The organism is Ectopseudomonas composti, from assembly GCF_001567565.1.
GTDB classification, from domain to species: Bacteria; Pseudomonadota; Gammaproteobacteria; order Pseudomonadales; family Pseudomonadaceae; genus Aquipseudomonas; species Aquipseudomonas composti_A.
In genome coordinates, this window is the sequence record NZ_LSSW01000022.1 from 296572 (window position 1) to 317444 (window position 20873).

Consider the following 20873-nt stretch of genomic DNA (forward strand, 5'->3'; position numbering starts at 1 on the left):
AGAGAAAGTAACCAAAGAGAAGGGCACCCCGACATCCGAGCTAGGCGCCCCCGCCCTGCTGCGCCGGAGTTCCCTCGCTCCATCACCACTCCAGGGGCACGCTGCGAAGGGCCATCCCTGGCCCGTCGCAGCTCTCGCGACATCCATGTCGCTCAACCCCTTACGCGGCGATTCCACTCGGCCTCCTGAAGGCGACTTGGGCGTCGTCTGTAAGATCGCGCTTCAAGAGCAAAAGCCAAACGCTACCGACTTTGATCTTCCGGAGATGTCGCAAGCTCCCGACCAGGTCCCCTTAAGGAGGCCGAGCAGCACTGGAGCGAGAAGCGCAGTAACAGCCGCAGGCTGGCCCGAAGGGTGAGCGCAGCGAATCAAGGTGTGGTGCCCGTAAGGGGCGCAACCCAAACGTTCAGCAGGCGCGGTAACGGAAGAGTGCCAAGTCAGTAACCGATACGCACACAAACTTGCCAGTCCGGCGTCAAGCGCATCCTCCCCGCGAGAATGCGAAGAACCTTCTTCTATGTCTGCACGTTCAGGGCAATCTGTCGTCCGAGCGTTGTTCTTCGTCCAGCCAGCCCAGACGCATATGCAGTTGTGCGGCGAAGGTACGTGCCGCCAGTTCTTCCTGAAAGGTCAGTGCGCGACGCCCGAATCGTACCTGCCAGAGCCGTTGACCCTGGCGCTCGATGAGTTCTATGCAGACGTCGGGCATCGCCCCCTCCTTAGGTGGTGCTGGCCTTGTCTCGTGTCTTGAGCAGCGACAGCAGCACGCCGCCAGCCAGCAGACCCAAGGTTACGCCAAGTGAGAGCAGGGCGGGAACCTTGATCAGGTCGTGCAGGAAGATCTTGCCACCGATGTACATCAGCACCAGTGCCAGGGCGTATTTCAGGTAGATGAAGCGGTGCATCAGTGCGGCCAGGGCGAAGTACAGCGCGCGCAGGCCGAGAATGGCGAAGATGTTCGAGGTATAGACGATGAACGGGTCCTGCGAGATGGCCAGCACGGCCGGCACGCTGTCGACGGCGAACACCAGGTCGGCCAGCTCGATCAGCACCAGCGCCAGCAGCAGCGGGGTGGCGTAGAGCAGTGGCTTGCCGCTGACCTTGTCCTTAAGGCGTACCAGGAACTTGCCTTCGTGCAGGTCGTCGCTGACGCGAATGTGCTTGCGCACGAAGCGGATCACCGGATTCTGCGCCAGGTCCGGATGTGACTCTTCGTCACCGCCGCTGCGCAGCATCTTGATGCCGCTGAAGAGCAGGAAGGCGCCGAAGATGTAGAGAATCCAGTCGAACTGCTGCACCAGCGCCGTGCCCAGGCCGATCATGATCGCACGCAGCACGATCACCCCGAGAATGCCCCAGAACAGCACGCGATGCTGGTACTTACGCGGGATGTTGAAGTAGCCGAGGATCATTGCCATGACGAAAACGTTGTCCATCGACAGCGATTGCTCCACCAGGAAACCGGTGTAGTACTCCATCGCCTTGATGCCGCCAAGCTGCCACCAGATCCAGCCGCCGAAGGCGACGCCGACACTGAAGTAGCCGGAATACAGCAGCAGGCTTTCGCGCATCTCGATTTCATGCTGATCGCGATGCAGGACGCCGAGGTCGAGTACCAGAAGGGTGATGATCAGTACCAGGAATGCCAGCCAGAACCAGCCAGGGGTACCGAAGATGGGGGATGTCAAAAAGGCAAGTAGAGCGTCCATGAGCCCTCCCTATATGTCTGCCTGAGTTGAAGAAATCGACTCAGTGACTCCGACATCACGGTGAGAAACTCACCGCCAGAGGGGCCCGGCGTCACGCGCGGCGGAGATTAACGCCGACTCGACAAGCTGCCAAGCCCCCTGGCGGGGATTATTTTTCAGCTGTCAGTACACCCAGACTTCGACCCGGCGATTGCGGATGCGCCCGATGTTCTGGTCGTTGGCGGCCACTGGCAGCTCGCTGCCCATTCCGGTGATTTCGCGGAAGAGCACGCCCTGTCTGGCCAGTTCGCGGCGGACCGCCATGGCCCTTAGTTTCGACAGCAGTTCGGCGCGTTCGGGGTCGCTCTTGGCGTCGCCGAAACCGACCAGCACCACCTTGTTCTGCAGCTTGTCGTGCTGTTTGAGGTAATCCAGCACCCGCTGCAGGTCGCGCTGGGCCTTGTTGTCCAGGGTCGCGCTGCCTTCCTGGAAGCGGAAGTTCACCGACAGGCGTTGCGCCTGCTGTGCCAGTTGCTGGTAATCGGTGGGCATCTGCGTATCGGCTGTGACCTTCACCGCCTCGACGGTCTGAGCGATGAAGCCGCTGCGGTCGACTATTGCCTGGCCGCGGGGGCTTTGGGTGAAGTCGATCAACGCGCGCGCCCAGAGGTTTTCCTGATGCGGATCGTTGTAGATGAATAGGCGACGCGCCAGCGGGTAATCCTCTGTGGCGATCAGTGTGGTGCTCGGCGGCATCGGCTGGGAGTCGCCAGCAGCGACGGCGACAGCCTTGGCCTGGCGTATGTAGGGCAGGCCGATGAAGCCGATACCGTTGGGGTCGGAGCTAACCGAGTCAGACAGCTGATCGCTCGATTCGAAGCGTTGTGCGTTGGCCGCCAGTGCGCGTCCGCCCGGCGCCAGCACCAGCTCCTTGAACGTGTCGTAGGTGCCGGAGTTGTCATCGCGTGCATAGGGGTGAACCTTGCCGGGGTTGCCGCCCAGCGCCGCCCAGTCATCGATCTCGCCAGAGAACAGTTGCGCGATCTGCTCGACGCTGAGTGTTGTCAGCGGGTTCGACGGATGCACGATGATCGCCAGGCCGTCGATGGCGATGACCTGTTCGCTCTGCGGGCTGCGCAGGTCGCCCAGCGGTGCCAGGGCGGTGGCCTCGCCGTCCTTGATCGGTCGCGAAGAAGCCGCCAGGTCGGCGCTGCCATCCTTGAGCGAGGTAAAACCGGTGCCCGAACCGTGAGCGGCGACCTCGACGATGATCTGACGGCCGTCGGCCTGGCGTGCGAGCAGGCGTTGCTCGTTTTCATGGGCGCCGTGCTCGCTGCGAATGTCGTGCAGCCCTTGTGCCTCGAACAGCCCTTTGACCAGTTCGGGGCCGAGCTTGGCGCCAATGGTGTTGGAGCCCTGGATGCGCAGCACCGGCCGGTTGCCGTCGGAGGCGGGCAGGGCAGCGAATACCGAAAGGGGCAGGGCGTAGCAGATGAAACCGATGAGCAGCAGTGACAGGGTTCGACCCCAGAGATCATGGTCGATGGCAGACTGGGCGCGCGGCATGCGGCAGGCACCTTCTAGTGGGTTAGGAGGAAACGTGCCGCGCAGATTAAGTCAGTCAGATTGCAGGGATATGACGGGCGCGTGCTGTGCACGCGCCTCTGGTTCAGTTCAGCTCAAGCCAGATCGGCGCATGATCGGACGGTTTTTCCATGCCGCGCAGGTCGTAGTCGATGCCGGCATCCTTGAAGCGCGCCTGCAGCGGCTGGCTGGCCAGGATTACGTCGATGCGCAGGCCGCGCTTGGGGTCGTCCTCGAAACCACGGCTGCGATAGTCGAACCAGCTGAAGCGGTCATTCACCTCGGGGTTGAGGTGGCGGAAACTGTCCACCAGGCCCCAGCTCTTGAGGGTCGCCAGCCACTCGCGCTCCTCCGGCAGGAAGCTGCACTTGCCGGTTTTCAGCCAGCGCAGGCGATTGGGCTCGCCAATACCGATGTCGCAATCTTCCGGACTGATGTTGATGTCGCCCATCACCACCAGCGCCTGCTGTGGATCGAAGTGCTCGACCAGTAGTTGCTGCAGATCGGCATAGAAGCGCTGCTTGGCCGGAAATTTCAGCGGATGATCACGGCTCTCGCCCTGCGGGAAGTAGCCGTTCATCACCGTGACCGGATTGCCGTTGGCGTCGGCGAAGGTGCCGTAGATGAAGCGTCGCTGAGCGTCTTCAGCGTCACCGGGGAAGCCCTTGTGCAGGCTCAGCGGCTCCTGGCGCGAGAGCAGGGCGACGCCGTAATGGCCTTTCTGGCCGTGGTAATGCACGTGGTAGCCAAGCTGGCGGATTTCGGCTTCCGGAAACTGCTCATCGGCTACCTTGGTTTCCTGCAGGCCGATCACGTCTGGCTGGTGTTTTTCGATCAGAGCTTGCAACTGATGAGGGCGCGCGCGTAGGCCATTGATATTGAAGGAGACGATTTTCATGGGCAGCGGGTCCTGGGCAAAAGGTGATGCTAGCCGATCCTTTGCGCTCGCGGCCAGCGCCTGGCGGGCGTCGGGCGGCGGTGCTAGGGTCTGTACAAAAGCTACCGAGCGACGCTCGAGTAAAGCCAAAACAGGCACGGACGCGGAGTCTGCTTGTGTACATCAGCGCCTTGGGCCTGTTTCAACGCAGCATCACCGAGCGCAGGCACTTTTCTTGAACGGCCTCAGTCGGCTGTCACATGCCTGAGCACAACCTACGACAGCAGAGGTCTGCCATGCCCAACAACGCTCCAGCAGAAGTGCGCATGCTCGATGGTGGCTACGCCCGTGAGGTTCGTTCGCTGCTCTACCATGCCTATCGCCACGAGCCGACCTTCGCCTACCTGTTCGAGGCCGAGCGGGCGGGTTTCGATCAGCGCGTGCGCGCGACGATTCGCGAATTGGTGCAGCAGCACTTTGCCGAAGATCTGCCGGCCATCGGCTTGCTGATCGACGATCGTTTGATCGGCGCCGCGCTGATTGCGCCACCGCAGCGGCGCCTGGACATCACCGAAAGCTGGAATTGGCGGTTGCGCATGCTGCTGAGCACCGGCTTCGGCTGCACCAAACGCTACCTCGAATACCACGATGCGGTGCTCGCGAGCCTGCCTCCTGGGCCTTATCACGTGCTGCCGCTGTTGGGTATTCACCCCGAGTTCCAGGGCCAGCACCGTGGCGAGCAACTGCTCGAGGCGCTGCACGACTGGTGCGCGCAGGACACTGGTTCGCAAGGGGTGGTGCTGGATACCGGCAATGCGCGCTATCTGGAGTTCTACCGGCGCCAGGGGTACGAGGAAATTGGTGAACTGGCCATTGGTCCCGTGGTCGAGCACGTGTTCTTCCACCCCAATCCGCAACCGGTGGTCAGGGCCAGCGCCTGAACGCTGCCTGTCTGGCCTAAGCCCGAGGCCTTAGGCAGGCGGTTGCAAGACCCAGGCGAGTGCAGCATGGATGCAGGAGCAGGGCGAGCCGCGTCAGCCGGTGCAGTCGTGCTGGGTTCTGTACGAAAAGTGCCTGCGCTCGGTGATGCTGCGTTGAAATCGCTCTCAGAATGCTCATTTACAGCACGTAAACTGCGCTTCTTCGAGCGATTTCGCGGGGCCGCCATCGGTATTGCCTGACCTTCGCTCGACGACTTTTCGTACAAAGCCTGGCGATGAGCGTCTTGACGAGGGCACCTGGATCGGCTCGCACACGAGCTGCTGTTCAGCTCGGTAATGGCCTCGCAGGTCGTTTGTCGAAGGCCTGCTAGCGCGAGCTTTGCTCCGTGGTAGCATCCTCCGCCATGAGTGTATATGGACATATTCAGCGCAGCCTGACCCTGCTGCTGATCAGTACGAGTGCCTTCGCAGCGAGCGAACTCGACGTACGAATCACCCCCAGCAATTCGGCTCTCAAGAGCAATATCGAAGGTTATGTCGGCAGCCTCGACGGCCGTGACGCCCAGTCGCTGCGGCGTATGCGCCGTATCGCCGAGAGCGAGGCGGACAAGGCAGCGCAGGCCCTGGGGTATTACCAGGCGCGTATCCGCAGTCATGTCGAACAGGGCGAAACGCCGCGCCTGGTGCTCGAGGTGGAGCCCGGCGAGCGCATTCGCCTGCGCAACGTCGACATCCGCATCGAAGGCCCGGCCAGCGAGCTGTCGGCGTTTCGCGTGCCCAATGCCAGTCGACTGAAGCCGGGTTCGGTGCTCAACCACGGACGCTACGAGGACGCCAAACGGCTGATCCAGAACCAGGCCTCGCGTTATGGTTTCTTCGACGGCCGATTCTCCCGCCAGCGCCTGGAAATCGACCCGGCTGCCGGCGTCGCCGATATCGAGCTGGTGTTCACCAGCGGCCCGCGCTACAGCCTGGGCGATATTGCCTTCAACGGTGACTTTCCATTCGACGAAGAACTGTTGCTACGCATGGTGCCGTTCAAACCGGACACGCCGTACGACTCCGAGTTGATCGCCGAGCTGTATCAGGCATTGCAGTCCAGTGGCTATTTCGAGTCCGTGCGGGTCGATGCCATTCCCACCCAGGCCAACCAGTTGCGCATTCCGGTGGCGGTGGCGCTGCAAGTACGCAAGCCGCGCAGCATGGGCCTGGGCCTGGGGTTTTCCACGGATGTCGGGCCGCGCCTGCGCGCCAACTGGACGCGTCACTGGCGCAATCGGCAGGGGCACAGCTACGGCATCGAAACCGAGCTGTCCGCGCCGCGGCAGAACGTCGGCCTGTGGTACGACATTCCCGGCGATCCACCGTTGACCGACAAGCTGCGCCTGGCTGGCGGCTATCAATACGAGGAACTGGCCAGCAGCGACAGCCTCAGCCGCCTGCTGACCCTAGGCCCGGAATGGCACAGCCAGCGCTCTGGCGGCTGGCAGCGCGTGCTGTCGGTGAAGTGGCAGCGCGAAGAATATCGCCTGGGTGACGACTCCGGGCTCAGCACGCTACTGATGCCGGGTGTCAGCTATTCGCTGCTGCGCAGCGACAACCGGCTCGACCCGAACCAGGGCTACCGGGTGCAATTCGACCTGCGCGGTGCCGTCGATGGCGTGCTGTCCGATGCCAATGTGTTGCACGGCAATATCATGCTCAAGGGCCTGACCACCGTATTCGACAATCACCGCCTGCTTGGCCGCGTGCAGTTCGGTGGTACCGAAACCAACGGTTTCTCGGCCGTGCCGCCGTCGCTGCGCTTCTTCGCCGGTGGTGATCAGAGCGTGCGTGGTTACGACTATCAGAGCCTGTCGCCGGAGAATGACCGTGGTGACAAGGTCGGTGGCCGCTACCTGTTCGCTGCCAGCGCCGAATACCAGTACAGCCTCAACGACAAGTGGCGTCTGGCGACCTTCATCGACCAGGGCAACGCCTTCAATTCGCTGGACATCCCCACCTTGAAGACCGGCGTCGGTTTCGGTGTGCGTTGGGTTTCGCCGGTTGGTCCGTTGCGTCTGGACCTCGCTCACGCACTGGACGACGACGGTGGCGTGCGTCTGCATTTCTCCATGGGGCCTGAACTATGACCCGGCGACTGCTGAAATGGCTGGCCGGCGGCGTGCTCGCCCTGGTGTTGCTGCTCGTCGCGGCTCTGTGGGCACTGCTCGGTACCCAGGGCGGCAGCCGTTGGTTGCTGGCGCAGGTGCCTGGCCTGCAGGTCGATAACTTCGCAGGGCGTTTGGGCGGCGCCTGGCAGGCCGATGCGCTGCGCTGGCAGCAGGGTGACATGCGTGTGGAGCTGCAGCAGCCGGACATGGCCTGGTCGCCTGCCTGCCTGCTGCGACTGACCTTGTGCCTGGATCGCCTGCATCTGCAGCAGGTGGCCGTGACCCTGCCGCAGAGCGGGGAGGCCAGCGACGAGCCGTTGAGCCTGCCGAACCTCAAACTGCCGTTGCACCTGCAGCTCGGCGATATTCAGCTGGGCGAGTTGCGTCTGGACGGCCAGACGCAGCTGCGCGATCTGCAACTGGTCGCCAGCTGGAACGAGCAGGGCGTGGCGCTGCAACGCCTGGCCTTGCAGCGCGATGACCTGAGTCTGGAGCTCAGTGGCCAGCTGACGCCACAGGGCGACTGGCCGCTGGCCCTGAGCGGCCGCCTGCAGTTACCGGAGGTCGATGGCAAGGCCTGGCAGGTGGCGCTGCAGGTGGGGGGCGATGTGCAACGCAGCCTGACGATCGGGGCCGATAGCCGCGGTTATCTCGACGCTCGTCTCGACGGGCAGGTGCAGCTGCTGGCCGAGCATCTGCCAGCCGAGCTGCGCCTGACCAGTCGCGACTTCCAGGCCAGTAGCGCCTTGCCGCCAACCCTGCGCCTGCAGGATCTGCAACTGCAAGCCAAAGGCGACCTTGCGGCTGGCTATCGCATCGACGGCAGCGCCAATCTGCCGGCCGAACAGGCGCCGATGCCACTGCAACTCAATGCGCGCGTGGACGCCGCTGGTGCTGACATCGAGTCGCTGCGTATTCAGGCCGAAGAGCAGCACCTGCAGGTCAAGGGCAAACTGGCCTGGAACGAGGCCTTCAGCGCCGATGCGCAGCTGGACTGGTTGGACTTTCCCTGGCAACGCCTGTACCCGCTGTACCAGCCGCCACCGGTGGCTTTGCGCAACTTGCAGGCCGAGGTCAGCTACAGCCAAGGCAACTATCTGGGCAACTTCGCTGCGCAACTGCAGGGGCCGGCCGGTGAGTTCAGCCTGAGCAGTCCGCTCAGCGGCGATCATGGCCAGGTCAGCCTGCCGCAATTGCAGCTGCTGGCGGGACAGGGGCGCGCCGAAGGGGTGGTCAAGGTCGGCTTCGCCGACGGCATCGACTGGCAGGCCATGCTGCAGCTGAGCGACCTCGACCCCGGTTACTGGCTGGCGCAAATGCCGGGTAATCTGGCTGGCCCGCTGAACACCTCGGGTCGCTTCAACGCCGGTGCATTGCAGGCCAAGGCCGATATCGACCTCAATGGCCGTCTGCGCGGCCAGCCGGCGCAATTGCAGGTGCAGGGCGCCGGTAGCGGTGAGCAGTGGCAGCTGCAAAGGCTGCTGGTGCGTCTGGGCGATAACCGCGTCAGCGGGCAGGGCGCGCTTGACCAACGCTTGCGAGGTCAGTTGCAACTGGCCTTGCCACGCCTGGGTCAGCTCTGGCCGGGCCTGCAAGGTCAGGTGCAGGGGCAGCTGTCGCTGGCCGGTTCGCTACAGGCGCCGCAGGGCCAGCTTGCGCTGAGTGGGGAGCGGTTGGCCTTCGGCGACCCCAGTCTGCGCCGCCTGCAGTTGGACGCGACGCTGGATGCCCGACAGCAGGCGCGTGTCGGTTTGAATCTGCGCGGTATCCGTATCGGCGACACCTACCTCGGGCGGCTGCAGGCTGATGGCCGTGGCGATCAGCGGCGCCAGGCGCTGGATATCGATCTGCAAGGCCCGTTGCTGCACCTGGCCCTGGCCCTGGACGGCAATTTGAGCGAGCAGGGTGATTGGCGTGGGCGTATCGCCACTGGCCGCGTACAGAGCGGCGGCCAGGACTGGCAGCTGCAGCAGGCCGCGAGCCTGGAGCGCCTGGCCAGTGGTCGCCTGAACCTGGGCGCGCATTGCTGGCAGTCCGGCGATGCCAGTCTCTGCGGCGGCCAGCAGCGCCTGATGCCGCAACCGAGCCTGGACTGGCGCCTGCAGAACTTCCCCCTGGCCAGCCTGCAGCCCTGGCTGCCCGAGGATTTCGCCTGGCAGGGGCGCCTGGACGGTCAGTTGAAAATCGAGCTGCCCGAAAGCGGCCCCAACGGCCAGATCACGCTCGATGCGGGCGGCGGCAACCTGCGCATTCGCCAGCCGGATGAAGAGCGATGGCTGGACTTCCCCTACGACAGCCTGCGTCTGGACAGCACCCTGCGCCCACAGCGGGTGGACAGCGAGCTGCGTTTTGTCAGCGAGCGTCTGGGCGACCTGGCGTTGCAGGCTCGTATCGATCCGCGCCCGGCGAACAAACCGGTCAGCGGCGAGTTCCGCCTGAGCGGCTTCGACCTGGCCGTGCTGCGTCCCTTCGTGCCCATGGCGGACAAGCTCGAAGGCAAGCTGCAGGGTAACGGCAATATCGGCGGCCACCTGTTGGCACCGCAGATCAACGGCCAACTGCGCCTGGATGGTGGTGAGCTGTCCGGCAGCCAGTTGCCGGTCAGTCTGGAGGGTTTGCAGCTGCAAGCGTTGATCGCCGGCGAACAGGTGCAGCTGTCGGGCGACTGGCGCAGTGGCGAGCAGGGCCGTGGCAGCTTGCGCGGCCAGCTGACCTGGGCCCAGGGGCTGAGTGGCGATCTGGCGCTGCAGGGGCAGCGCCTGCCGGTCAAGGTCGAGCCCTATGCCGAGCTGGAGGTCGAGCCCGATCTGAAGCTGCAGTTGCGTGACCAGCACATGGCCGTCAGCGGCAAGGTCGGCGTGCCGCGCGGCTTGATCAGCGTGCGGGAGCTGCCGCCGTCGACGGTGAAGGTGTCCGCTGACGCGCGGGTGGTCGGCCGTGATACCCCACAAGCCGAACCAGGCCTGGGTATGGCCATGGATGTCGATGTCGACGTCGGCCAGGACAAGCTGGCGTTCAGCGGGTTCGGCTTGAGCGCCGACCTTCGTGGGCGCGTGCACATCGGTGACAACCTCGATACTCGCGGTGAGCTGGATCTGGTCAACGGCCGCTATCGTGCCTATGGTCAGCGCCTGAGCATACGCCGCGCGCGTTTGCTGTTCACCGGGCCGATCGATCAGCCATTTCTCGATGTCGAGGCGATTCGCCGCGTCGACACGGTCGTCGCCGGCATTCGTCTGTCCGGTAGCGCTGATCAGCCCAACACCACGGTCTTTTCCGAACCGGCCATGAGCCAGGAGCAGGCGCTGTCCTATCTGGTGCTGGGGCGACCATTGGGGCAGAGCTCGGGTGACAACAACATGCTCGGTCAGGCTGCGCTGGCGCTCGGCCTGGCCGGAAGCAGTTCGCTCACCACCAGCCTGGCCAATCGCCTGGGCATTCAGGATTTCCAGCTCGATACCGAAGGCAGTGGGGTGACCACCAGCGTGGTAGCCAGCGGCAATATCACCGAGCGTTTGAGTCTGCGTTACGGCGTGGGTGTGTTCGAGCCGGCCAACACCATCGCCCTGCGTTATGAACTCAGTCGACGCCTGTACCTGGAGGCCGCCAGCGGCCTGGCCAGTTCGCTCGACCTGTTCTATCGGCGGGATTTCTGATGGCTGCGCGATATTTCGCTAAATCCCTACAGGGCCTCGGGTGTATCGGCAGCGCTTCTGCGCTAGTCTGGACGGATGGTCGGGCCGTGACCTGCCATTCGATGGAGCATTCGCCACGGCGAACCCGATGTCACACATTTGCCCTTCAACTCCCTGAACGATAAGGAAACTCTCATGGCGCAAGTCACTCTCAAAGGCAACCCGGTGCAGGTCGACGGTCAACTGCCGCAGGCCGGCCAACAGGCTCCGGCTTTCAGCCTGGTCGCTGGCGACCTGAGCGACGTCACCCTGGCCAGCCTTGCCGGCAAGCGCAAGGTGCTGAACATCTTCCCGAGCGTCGATACCCCGACCTGTGCCACCTCCGTGCGCACGTTCAACACCGAAGCCAGCCAGCTGAACAACACCGTGGTGCTGTGCATCTCCGCTGACCTGCCGTTCGCCCAGGCGCGCTTCTGCGGTGCCGAAGGCCTGGAAAACGTGGTCAATCTGTCCACCCTGCGTGGTGTCGAGTTCCTCAAGAACTACGGCGTGGCCATTGCCAGCGGCCCGCTGGTCGGTCTGGCCGCGCGTGCCGTGGTGGTTCTGGATGAAAGCGACAAGGTGCTGCACAGCGAGCTGGTTGGCGAGATCGCCGACGAGCCAAACTATGCCGCTGCCCTGGCTGTGCTGAAGTAACGCACTGCTGGTGTTGCAGAACGGCCTGCCTAGCAGGCCGTTTTTATTTGTGCCTCAAAAAACGCCTGGAGCGTTTTTTGACGTCGCCCGCGACGGCCCGAAGGGTGGCCGCCAGGGATGGCTGGACACAAACAGTTAGTAACGTAAGGGGAGCGTAAAAAGCGGGTAAATAGGCTTTGCTTGACGCGGGCCAGTGACTATCGTTCCGACTCCCACCAAAAGTGACCGCGCGCCTGCCATGTCGAATGCTTCTTCGTCCTCCTCGAACACCTCCCGCCAATGGCTGATCGGCCTGACGCTGCTCGCCGTGCTGCTACTGCTGCTCTGGTGGTTCTGGCCGAGCGGACCGCAAAGCCAGCAGATGGGGCGTGGTCGTTTCGGTGACATGGGGCCGGTACCGGTGCGTGTGGCCGAGGTCGAGCAGGGCGAGTTCGCCATCGAGCTCAAGGCGCTCGGCACCGTCACCTCCTACAACACGGTCAATGTGCGCTCGCGAGTCGACGGCGAGTTGGTCAAGGTGCTGTTCGATGAGGGGCAGCAGGTCAAGGCCGGCGATTTGCTGGCGGTGATCGATCCGCGCCCTTATCAGGTCGCATTGCAGCAGGCGCAGGGGGCGCTGCAGGAAAATCAGGCGCAACTGAAGAACGCCGAGCTGGATCTGCAGCGCTACAAAGGCCTGTACGCCGAGGACAGCATCGCCAAGCAGACCCTGGATACCCAGGAGGCTCTGGTCAATCAGTATCGTGGCAGCCTGCAGAGCAACCAGGCCGATGTCGCCACGGCCAAGTTGAACCTCGACTTTACCCAGATCCGCGCGCCCATCGATGGCCGCCTGGGGTTGCGGCAGCTGGATGTCGGCAACCTGGTCAGCAGCGGTGATACCACGCCGCTGGTGGTGATCACCCAGGCCGACCCGATCGCAGTGATCTTCACCATTCCCGAGGGCGACTTGCCTGCCGTGCTGCAACGTCGTCGAGACGGCGCCACCCTGGCGGTCGAGGCCTGGGACCGTGGCGAGCGCCTGAAGCTGGCCGAGGGTGTGCTGGAGAGCCTGGACAACCAGATCGACACCACCACAGGTACCGTCAAGCTCAAGGCGCGTTTCGACAACGCCGAGCAGATGCTCTTTCCCAATCAGTTCGTCAACGTGCGCCTGCGCGTCGACACCCGTGAGGCGGCCACCATCATTCCGTCCGCTGCAGTGCAGTTCGGCACCCAGGGCACCTTCGTCTATGTGGTCGACCGCGACAACAAGGTGAGCATCCGCCCGGTTACCGTGTTGGCCAGCGATGCCGAGCGCAGCATGGTCAACGACAGTGTGCAGCGGGGCGAGCGGCTGGTGACGGAAGGCACCGACCGCCTGCGTGATGGCAGCGAGGTGGACGTGGTCGCACCGAATGCGGCGCAGCCGACGCAGGCTGAGCCTGGCCAGGCCACCATGCAGAGCGGCGCATGAACATTTCGCGGCCCTTCATCCTGCGGCCGGTCGCTACCACGCTGTTGATGGTGGCGATCTTCCTCAGCGGCCTGATCGCCTACCGACTGCTGCCGGTGTCGGCGCTGCCGGAGGTGGACTACCCGACCATCCGCGTGCTGACCCTGTATCCAGGCGCCAGCCCGGATGTGATGACCAGCGCCGTGACCGCGCCGCTGGAGCGCCAGTTCGGGCAGATGGCCGGGCTCAAGCAGATGTCCTCGACCAGCTCGGGCGGCGCTTCGGTGATCACCCTGCGCTTCAATCTCGATGTCTCGCTGGCGGTGGCCGAGCAGGAAGTGCAGGCGGCGATCAACGCGGCGAGCAACCTCTTGCCTGGCGACCTGCCGGCGCCGCCGGTGTACAACAAGGTCAACCCCGCTGACACACCGGTGCTGACCCTGGCGGTGAGCTCAAAGACGATGCCATTACCGCAGGTCAACGACCTGGTCGATACCCGCCTGGCGCAGAAGCTGGCGCAAACCAGTGGCGTCGGCCTGGTGACCCTGGCTGGCGGGCAACGCCCTGCCGTGCGCATTCGCGTCAACCCGGAGGCGCTCGCGTCTTATGGCCTGAGCCTGGCCGACGTGCGTAGCCTGATCACGGCCAGCAACGTCAACCAGCCCAAGGGCAACTTCGACGGGCCGACACGGGTTTCCCAACTCGACGCCAACGACCAGTTGAAGTCGGTCGAGGAATATCGCGAGCTGATCCTCAACTACGAGAACGGCTCGGCATTACGCCTGAAAGATGTCGCCGAGATCATCGACGGCGCCGAGAACGAGCGCCTGGCTGCCTGGGCCAATCGCAACCAGGCGGTACTGGTGAACGTGCAGCGCCAACCCGGCGCCAACGTCATCGATGTGGTTGACCGCATCCAGACCCTGCTGCCACACCTGACCGAAGGCCTGCCGGCCAGCGTCGAGGTCAAGGTGCTCACTGATCGCACCCAGACCATCCGCGCTGCCGTACGCGATGTGCAGCACGAGCTGCTACTGGCCATCGCCCTGGTGGTGATGGTGACCTTCCTGTTCCTGCGCAAGCTGTCGGCGACCCTGATTCCGTCCATCGTCGTGCCGCTGTCGCTGATCGGCACCTTCGGCGTGATGTACCTGGCCGGTTTCACCATCAACAACCTGACGCTGATGGCGCTGACCATCGCCACCGGCTTCGTGGTCGACGATGCCATCGTCATGCTGGAGAACATCGCCCGTCATCTGGAGGAGGGCGAAACGCCGCTCAACGCTGCGCTCAAGGGCGCCCGGCAGATCGGCTTCACCCTGGTCTCGCTGACCCTGTCGCTAATCGCCGTGCTGATTCCGCTGCTGTTCATGGCCGATGTGGTGGGGCGGCTGTTCCGTGAGTTCGCCATCACCCTGGCGGTGGCCATCCTGATTTCCCTTGTGGTGTCGCTGACCCTCACGCCGATGATGTGCGCGCGCCTGCTCAAGGCCGAAAAGCCCGAGTCGGAAGGGCGTTTCTACCACGCGGCCGGTGGCGTGATCGACCGCATGATCGAACGCTATGGCGTGTGGCTGCAGTGGGTGCTGCGTCACCAACCGCTGACCCTGCTGGTGGCCATGGCTACGCTGGGCCTGACCGTGCTGCTGTATCTGGCCGTGCCCAAAGGCTTCTTTCCGGTGCAGGACACCGGGGTGATCCAGGGTATTTCCGAGGCGCCGCAGTCGATTTCCTTCAGCGCAATGAGCGAGCGCCAACAACGTCTGGCCGACGTGATCCTGCATGATCCGGCTGTGGCCAGCCTGTCCTCGTCGATTGGTGTGGATGGCGATAACCCCACGCTCAACAGCGGCCGTTTGCTGATCAACCTGAAAACCCACGCCGAGCGCGATGCCACCGCCAGCGAGGTGATCGAACGCTTGCGTCCGGAGCTGGCGAAGGTTCCCGGTATCGAGTTATTCATGCAGCCGGTACAGGACCTGACCATCGAGGATCGCATCAGCCGTACCCAGTTCCAGTTCACCCTGGAGTCGCCTGACAGCCAGTTGTTGGAAACCTGGACGCCACGTCTGGTCGAGGCGCTGCGCGAGCAGCCGGAGCTGACTGATGTGGCCAGCGATCTGCAGAACCGCGGTCTGCAGGTGTTCCTGGATATCGACCGTGACGCCGCGGCGCGTCTGGGCATCAACGTCGGCACTATCGACGATGCCTTGTATGACGCTTTTGGCCAGCGCCAGATCAGCACCATCTACACCCAGGCCAGTCAGTACCGCGTGGTGCTGGAGAGCCGCGACGGCGGGCGTATCGGCCTGGCCGCGTTGCGTCAGATTCATGTGGCCACCGGTGATGGCCAGCAGGTGCCGCTGTCATCCCTGGCGCATATCGAGGAGCGCCCGGCCAGCTTGCTGATCAACCATATCGGTCAGTTCCCGGCGGTGACCCTGTCGTTCAACCTGGCGCCTGGCGTGTCGCTGGGCGAGGCAGTGGCGGTGATCGAGCGGGTCGAGCAGGAAATTGGCCTGCCGGGCGGCATCAATACCCAGTTCCAGGGCGCAGCCGAGGCGTTCCGTGCGTCGTTGTCGTCGACCTTGCTGCTGATCCTAGCGGCCATCGTCACCATGTACATCGTGCTGGGCGTGCTCTACGAGAGCTATATCCATCCGATCACCATTTTGTCCACGCTGCCGTCGGCGGGAGTCGGTGCGCTGCTGGCGTTGCTGCTGACGGGCAACGACCTGGGGTTGATCGCCATCATCGGCATCATCCTGTTGATCGGCATCGTCAAGAAGAACGCGATCATGATGATCGACTTCGCCCTCGAGGCCGAGCGCCATCAGGGGATGGCGCCGGAGGCGGCGATCTACCAGGCGGCGCTGCTGCGCTTCCGGCCCATTCTGATGACCACCCTGGCGGCGCTGTTCGGCGCCATTCCGCTGATGCTGGCGTCAGGCTCCGGCGCCGAGCTGCGCCAGCCGCTGGGCCTGGTAATGGTCGGCGGGTTGCTGGTCAGCCAGGTGCTGACGCTGTTCACCACGCCGGTGATCTACCTGTACTTCGATCGCCTATCGCGGCGTTTCAGCGGGCGCAGCGCCGCTGGAGTGACGGTATGAGCTCTGGGCGTAGGAGCGGCTTCAGCCGCGAATATCCTGCAACGGCCTGTTCGCGACTGAAGCGGAATGCCGCCCAGCCGCTCCTACAGGATTGGCGAAGCCTTGGCGGGGCCAATCACGCATGAATTTGTCCGCGCCCTTCATCCGTCGCCCGGTGGCAACCTTGCTGTTGAGCCTGGCGATCATGCTGCTCGGCGGCGTCAGCTTCGGCCTGCTGCCGGTATCGCCGCTGCCGAACATGGACTTCCCGGTGATCACCGTGCAGGCCAGTCTGCCCGGGGCCAGCCCGCAGATCATGGCGGCCACGGTGGCCACGCCGCTGGAACGCTCGCTGGGCAGCATCGCCGGCGTCAACCAGATGAACAGCAACAGCAGCCAGGGCAATACGCGGATCATGGTCGAGTTCGATCTCGACAAGGACATCAACACCGCAGCCCGTGAGGTGCAGGCGGCGATCAACGCGGCGCGCGAGCTGTTGCCCAGCGGCATGCGCAGCATGCCCAGCTATCGCAAGATTAACCCTTCGCAAGCACCGATCATGGTCATCTCGCTGACCAGCGACAGCCTGAACAAGGGGCAGCTGTACGACGTCGCCTCGACCATCCTGGCGCAGAAGCTGTCGCAGGTATCAGGGGTGGGCGAAGTGCAGGTCGGCGGCAGTTCGCTGCCCGCCGTGCGCGTGGCGCTGGAGCCGCGCCTGCTCGATCAGTACGGCATCGCCCTGGATGAGGTGCGTCAGGCCATCGCCGCCAGCAATGCGCTGAAACCCAAGGGCGCCGTGGAAGACCCGCAGCGCCGCTGGCAGGTGCAGGCCAGCGACCAGTTGGCCAAGGCCGCAGACTACATGCCGATGATCATCCGCTACCAGAACGGTGCGGCCGTGCGCCTGGGCGACGTGGCGAGCGTGACCGATGGCGTCGAGGATCGCTACAACAGCGGTTTCTACAACGACCAGGAAGCAGTGCTGCTGGTGATCAACCGGCAGAGCGGGGCGAACATCCTGCAGACCATCAGCGACATTCGCGCCGAGCTGCCGGCCTTGCGCGAGGTGATGCCGGCCAGCGTCAAGCTGGAGGTGGCCATGGACCGCTCGCCGGTGATCCGCGCCACGCTGCACGAAGCCGAGCAGACCCTGCTGATCGCCGTGGGCCTGGTGATGCTGGTGGTGCTGGCGTTTCTCGGCCGCTGGCGGGCAGCGCTGATTCCGGCGCTGGCGGTGCCGGTGTCGCTGATCGGCAGCTTCGCCGCCATGTACCTGCTGGATTTCTCCCTGAACAACCTGTCGCTGATGGCGTTGATCATCGCCACGGGGCTGGTGGTGGACGATGCCATCGTGGTGCTGGAGAACATCTCCCGGCACATTCGCAATGGCGAGCATCCGCTGGAGGCGGCGCTCAAGGGTACGCGCGAAGTGGGGTTCACCTTGCTGTCGATGAACCTGTCGCTGGTCGCGGTGTTCATCTCCATCCTGTTCATGGGTGGCATCGTCGAGCGCCTGTTCCGTGAGTTCTCCCTGACCCTGGCGGTCGCGGTGGTGATTTCCCTGCTGGTGTCGCTGACGTTGACGCCGATGCTCTGCGCGCGCTGGCTCAAGGCCGAGGAGGAACAATCACGCAGCCGCCTGCAGCAATGGGGTGACCGGGTCCAGGCGCTGGTGCTGGCCTTCTACGCGCGCAGCCTGGACTGGGCCCTGCGCCACTCGCTGCTGATGCTACTGAGTTTCCTCGCCACCATCGCACTGAACGTCTACCTGTTCGTCAGCGTGCCCAAGACCTTCATGCCGCAGCAGGACACCGGCCAGCTGATCGGTTTCATCCGTGGCGACGACGGCCTGTCGTTCCAGGTCATGCAGCCGAAGATGGAGATCTTCCGCAATGCGGTGCTGGCCGACCCGGCGGTGGAGAGCGTGGCAGGCTTCATCGGCGGCAGCAGCGGCATCAACAACGCCTTCATGATCGTGCGCCTGAAACCGATCGCCGAGCGCAGCGACTCGGCGCAGGATGTGATCAATCGCCTGCGCAACACGGTGCCCAAGGTGCCAGGCGGGCGCATGTTCCTCATGCCGGACCAGGACCTGCAGATGGGCGGGCGCCAGGGGCGCAGTTCGGAAAACGAATACATGCTGCTGTCCGATGACCTCGACGCTTTGCGTACCTGGCTGCCGAGGGTGCGCGAGGCGCTGCGCGCGTTGCCCGAGCTGACCGGTATCGACGCGCGCGAAACCGAGGGCGCGCAGCAGATTCGCCTGGTGGTGGACCGTGACACGGCGCGCCGCCTGGGCGTGGACATGGCGATGGTCACGTCGGTGCTGAACAACGCCTTCAGCCAGCGCCAGGTGTCGACCATCTATCAGGCGCTGAACCAGTACAGCGTGGTGATGGAGATCAATCCCAAGTACGCCCAGCATCCCGAGGCGCTGGATCAGATCCAGTTGATCACCGGCGACGGCGCGCGGGTGCCGCTGTCGACCTTCGCTCACTGGGAGCGCAGCCTGGAAAACGACCGGGTCAGCCACCAGGGCCAGTTCGCCGTGGAGAACATCGGTTTCTCCCTGGCCGAGGGCGTCAGCCTGGATCAGGCGACCCGCGCCATCGACGCAGCCATCGCGCGGCTCAATCTGCCGACCAAGGTGCAGGGCACGCTGGGCGGCACCGGCGCGGCCTTCCAGAAGGCACAGGACAACCAGCCGCTGATGATCCTGCTGGCGCTGGTGGTGGTGTACCTGGTGCTGGGCGTGCTCTACGAGAGCTATGTGCATCCGCTGACCATTCTTTCGACCCTGCCGTCTGCCGGAGTCGGCGCCTTGCTCGCCCTGCAACTGGTGGGCATGGAGTTCAGCCTGATCTCGCTGCTGGGGCTGTTCCTGCTGATCGGCATCGTCAAGAAGAACGCCATCCTGATGGTCGACCTGGCCCTGCAGCTGGAGCGCGGCGAGCGCCTGAGCCCGCAGGAGTCCATTCGTCAGGCCTGCCTGCTGCGTTTCCGCCCGATCATGATGACCACCCTGGCGGCGATTCTCGGCGCCTTGCCGCTGGTGCTGGGTAGCGCCGAAGGTTCGGAAATGCGTCAGCCGCTGGGTATCACCATCGTCGGTGGCCTGGTGCTGAGCCAGATGCTGACGCTCTACACCACTCCGGTGGTCTACCTCTACTTCGACCGCCTGCGCCATCGGGTCAATCGCTGGCGCGGCGTACGTACCGATGCTTCATTGGAAAATCCGCTATGAACCGAGCTCCCTACGCCCGAACCCTCGTCTCCCTGCTGCTGGCCGGCATGCTGGGTGGCTGCGCCCTGGGGCCTGACTACCAGCGCCCCGAGCTGGCGGCGCCGGCGCAGTTCAAGCAGGTCGAGGGCTGGAAGAGCGCGGCGCCGGCCGACGCGCTGGAGCGTGGCCAGTGGTGGGCGCTATACGGCGATGCCGAGCTAAACGCCTTGGTCGAGCGCCTGCAGTTGTCCAACCAGAACTTGGCCGCCGCCGAGGCCCAGTACCGCCAGGCGCGCGCCCTGGTGCGCGGTGCGCGAGCCAGTTTCTACCCGACGCTGTCCGCCAGTGCCGGGGTGACGCGGGCCGGGCAGGGCGGCGGTGACGGCGCCGTACGCAGCGCCGATGGTGTCGCAATCAGTGGTTCGGGGGCGTCGCGCATCTCCAAGAACTATGACCTCAGCCTCAATGCCGCCTGGGAGCTGGATCTCTGGGGCAAGCTGCGCCGGGGGCTGGAGGCCAGCCGTGCCGAGTTCGATGCCAGCGCCGCGGATCTGGCGGCGGCGCGCTTGAGCCTACAGAGCGAGCTGGTGCAGAACTACCTGCAGCTGCGCGTTCTCGACGAACAGAAGCGCCTGCTCGACGCCACCGTCGCCGCTTATGCGCGCTCGCTGCGCCTGACCGAGAACCAGTACCGCGCCGGCATCGTGCCCAAGTCCGACGTGTCCCAGGCCACCACGCAGCTCAAGAGCACCCAGGCGCAGGCCATCGACCTGCAGTGGCAGCGCGCGCAGCTCGAACATGCCATTGCCGTATTGGTCGGCGTGAGCCCGGCCGAGCTGTCCATCGCACCGCGCGAGAGCCTGCCGGCACTGCCCGATGTGCCTGTGGCGCTGCCTTCGCAGCTGCTCGAACGGCGTCCTGATATTGCCGCGGCCGAGCGTCGGGTGATGGCGGCCAACGCGCAGATCGGCGTAGCCGAGGCGGCCTGGTTCCCGGATCTGACGCTCTCGGCCAGCGGCGGCTACCGGGGCAGCAGCTTCGCCGACTGGATCGAGGTTCCTAATCGTTTCTGGTCGCTGGGCCCGCAACTGGCGTTGACCCTGTTCGACGGCGGCGCCCGCCGCGCGGAGCTGGAGCGTAGCGAAGCGGCCTATGATCAGACCGTTGCGCAATATCGCCAGGCAGTGCTGGACAGCTTTCGTGAAGTGGAGGACTACCTGGTGCAATTGCGCGTGCTGGAGCAGGAGAGTGGGGTGCAGCAGGAAGCGTTGGATGCGGCGCGCGAGTCGCTGCGCCTGATCGAGAACCAGTACCGCGCCGGCACCGTCGACTACAATAGCGTGGTCACCGTGCAGGCGACGGCGCTGAACAACGAGCGCACCAATCTCACCTTGCTCGGCAGCCGGCTGACGGCCAGCGTGCAGTTGATCGCGGCCCTCGGCGGCGGCTGGCAGTTGCAGCAACTGCACGATAGTGAGGCCAGCGAGGGGCGTTAGGGCGGCCTTGTTGCTCGCACCATTAGTCCTGATCTGCGGGCCAGGTTTCCGTT

General features: G+C 64.4%; 12 protein-coding genes. 8 read left to right on the forward strand and 4 right to left on the reverse strand.

The genetic code is table 11. The features are described from left to right. Positions 1-529: 529 nt before the first annotated feature. The 4 genes from PCLY_RS10610 to xthA form a co-directional block, all read right to left on the reverse strand. Positions 530-709 carry a hypothetical protein gene (locus PCLY_RS10610; protein WP_061239264.1) on the reverse strand — a complete coding sequence of 60 codons (180 nt, stop codon included), beginning with the start codon at positions 707-709 and terminating at the stop codon, positions 530-532. A gap of 10 nt (positions 710-719) precedes the next feature. Further along, positions 720-1709: a TerC family protein gene (locus PCLY_RS10615; RefSeq protein ID WP_061239265.1), complete on the reverse strand. Its 990-nt coding sequence runs from the start codon at positions 1707-1709 to the stop codon at positions 720-722. A 162-nt stretch (positions 1710-1871) separates the two neighbouring features. Then, entirely contained in the window at positions 1872-3254 is a 1383-nt protein-coding gene (locus PCLY_RS10620; protein WP_061239266.1) for a substrate-binding domain-containing protein, read from the reverse strand. A gap of 103 nt (positions 3255-3357) precedes the next feature. Beyond that, positions 3358-4170, reverse strand: coding sequence for an exodeoxyribonuclease III (gene xthA / locus PCLY_RS10625; protein WP_061239267.1), 813 nt, complete (start codon positions 4168-4170; stop codon positions 3358-3360). Positions 4171-4445: 275 nt separating this feature from the next. Here xthA and PCLY_RS10630 point away from each other — a divergent pair, with 275 nt between their 5' ends. The 8 genes from PCLY_RS10630 to PCLY_RS10665 all read left to right on the forward strand — a co-directional run bounded on the left by PCLY_RS10630 (position 4446) and on the right by PCLY_RS10665 (position 20820). Further along, entirely contained in the window at positions 4446-5090 is a 645-nt protein-coding gene (locus tag PCLY_RS10630; protein ID WP_061239268.1) for a GNAT family N-acetyltransferase, read from the forward strand. 404 nt (positions 5091-5494) lie between these two features. Continuing rightward, the gene (locus PCLY_RS10635; RefSeq protein ID WP_061239269.1) at positions 5495-7222 is read left to right on the forward strand and encodes an autotransporter assembly complex protein TamA; all 1728 of its coding nucleotides are present in this window, start codon (positions 5495-5497) and stop codon (positions 7220-7222) included. Further along, positions 7219-10899 (forward strand): translocation/assembly module TamB domain-containing protein, encoded by a 3681-nt coding sequence (locus tag PCLY_RS10640; protein WP_061239270.1) that lies wholly within the window; start codon positions 7219-7221, stop codon positions 10897-10899. Before PCLY_RS10635 ends, PCLY_RS10640 begins: the two co-directional genes overlap by 4 nt. A 174-nt stretch (positions 10900-11073) precedes the next feature. Continuing rightward, positions 11074-11574, forward strand: coding sequence for a thiol peroxidase (gene tpx, locus PCLY_RS10645; RefSeq protein WP_061239271.1), 501 nt, complete (start codon positions 11074-11076; stop codon positions 11572-11574). 238 nt (positions 11575-11812) lie between these two features. Beyond that, positions 11813-13030: an MdtA/MuxA family multidrug efflux RND transporter periplasmic adaptor subunit gene (locus tag PCLY_RS10650; RefSeq protein WP_061239272.1), complete on the forward strand. Its 1218-nt coding sequence runs from the start codon at positions 11813-11815 to the stop codon at positions 13028-13030. Then, a complete protein-coding gene (locus PCLY_RS10655) occupies positions 13027-16119 on the forward strand; it encodes an MdtB/MuxB family multidrug efflux RND transporter permease subunit (protein ID WP_061239273.1) in 3093 nt (1030 codons plus the stop codon). The genes PCLY_RS10650 and PCLY_RS10655 overlap by 4 nt, the downstream gene beginning before the upstream one ends. Positions 16120-16240: 121 nt before the next feature. Then, a complete protein-coding gene (locus tag PCLY_RS10660; RefSeq protein WP_061239274.1) occupies positions 16241-19345 on the forward strand; it encodes a multidrug efflux RND transporter permease subunit in 3105 nt (1034 codons plus the stop codon). After that, a complete protein-coding gene (locus PCLY_RS10665; RefSeq protein ID WP_061239275.1) occupies positions 19342-20820 on the forward strand; it encodes an efflux transporter outer membrane subunit in 1479 nt (492 codons plus the stop codon). The genes PCLY_RS10660 and PCLY_RS10665 overlap by 4 nt, the downstream gene beginning before the upstream one ends. The last annotated feature ends 53 nt before the right edge of the window (positions 20821-20873 follow it).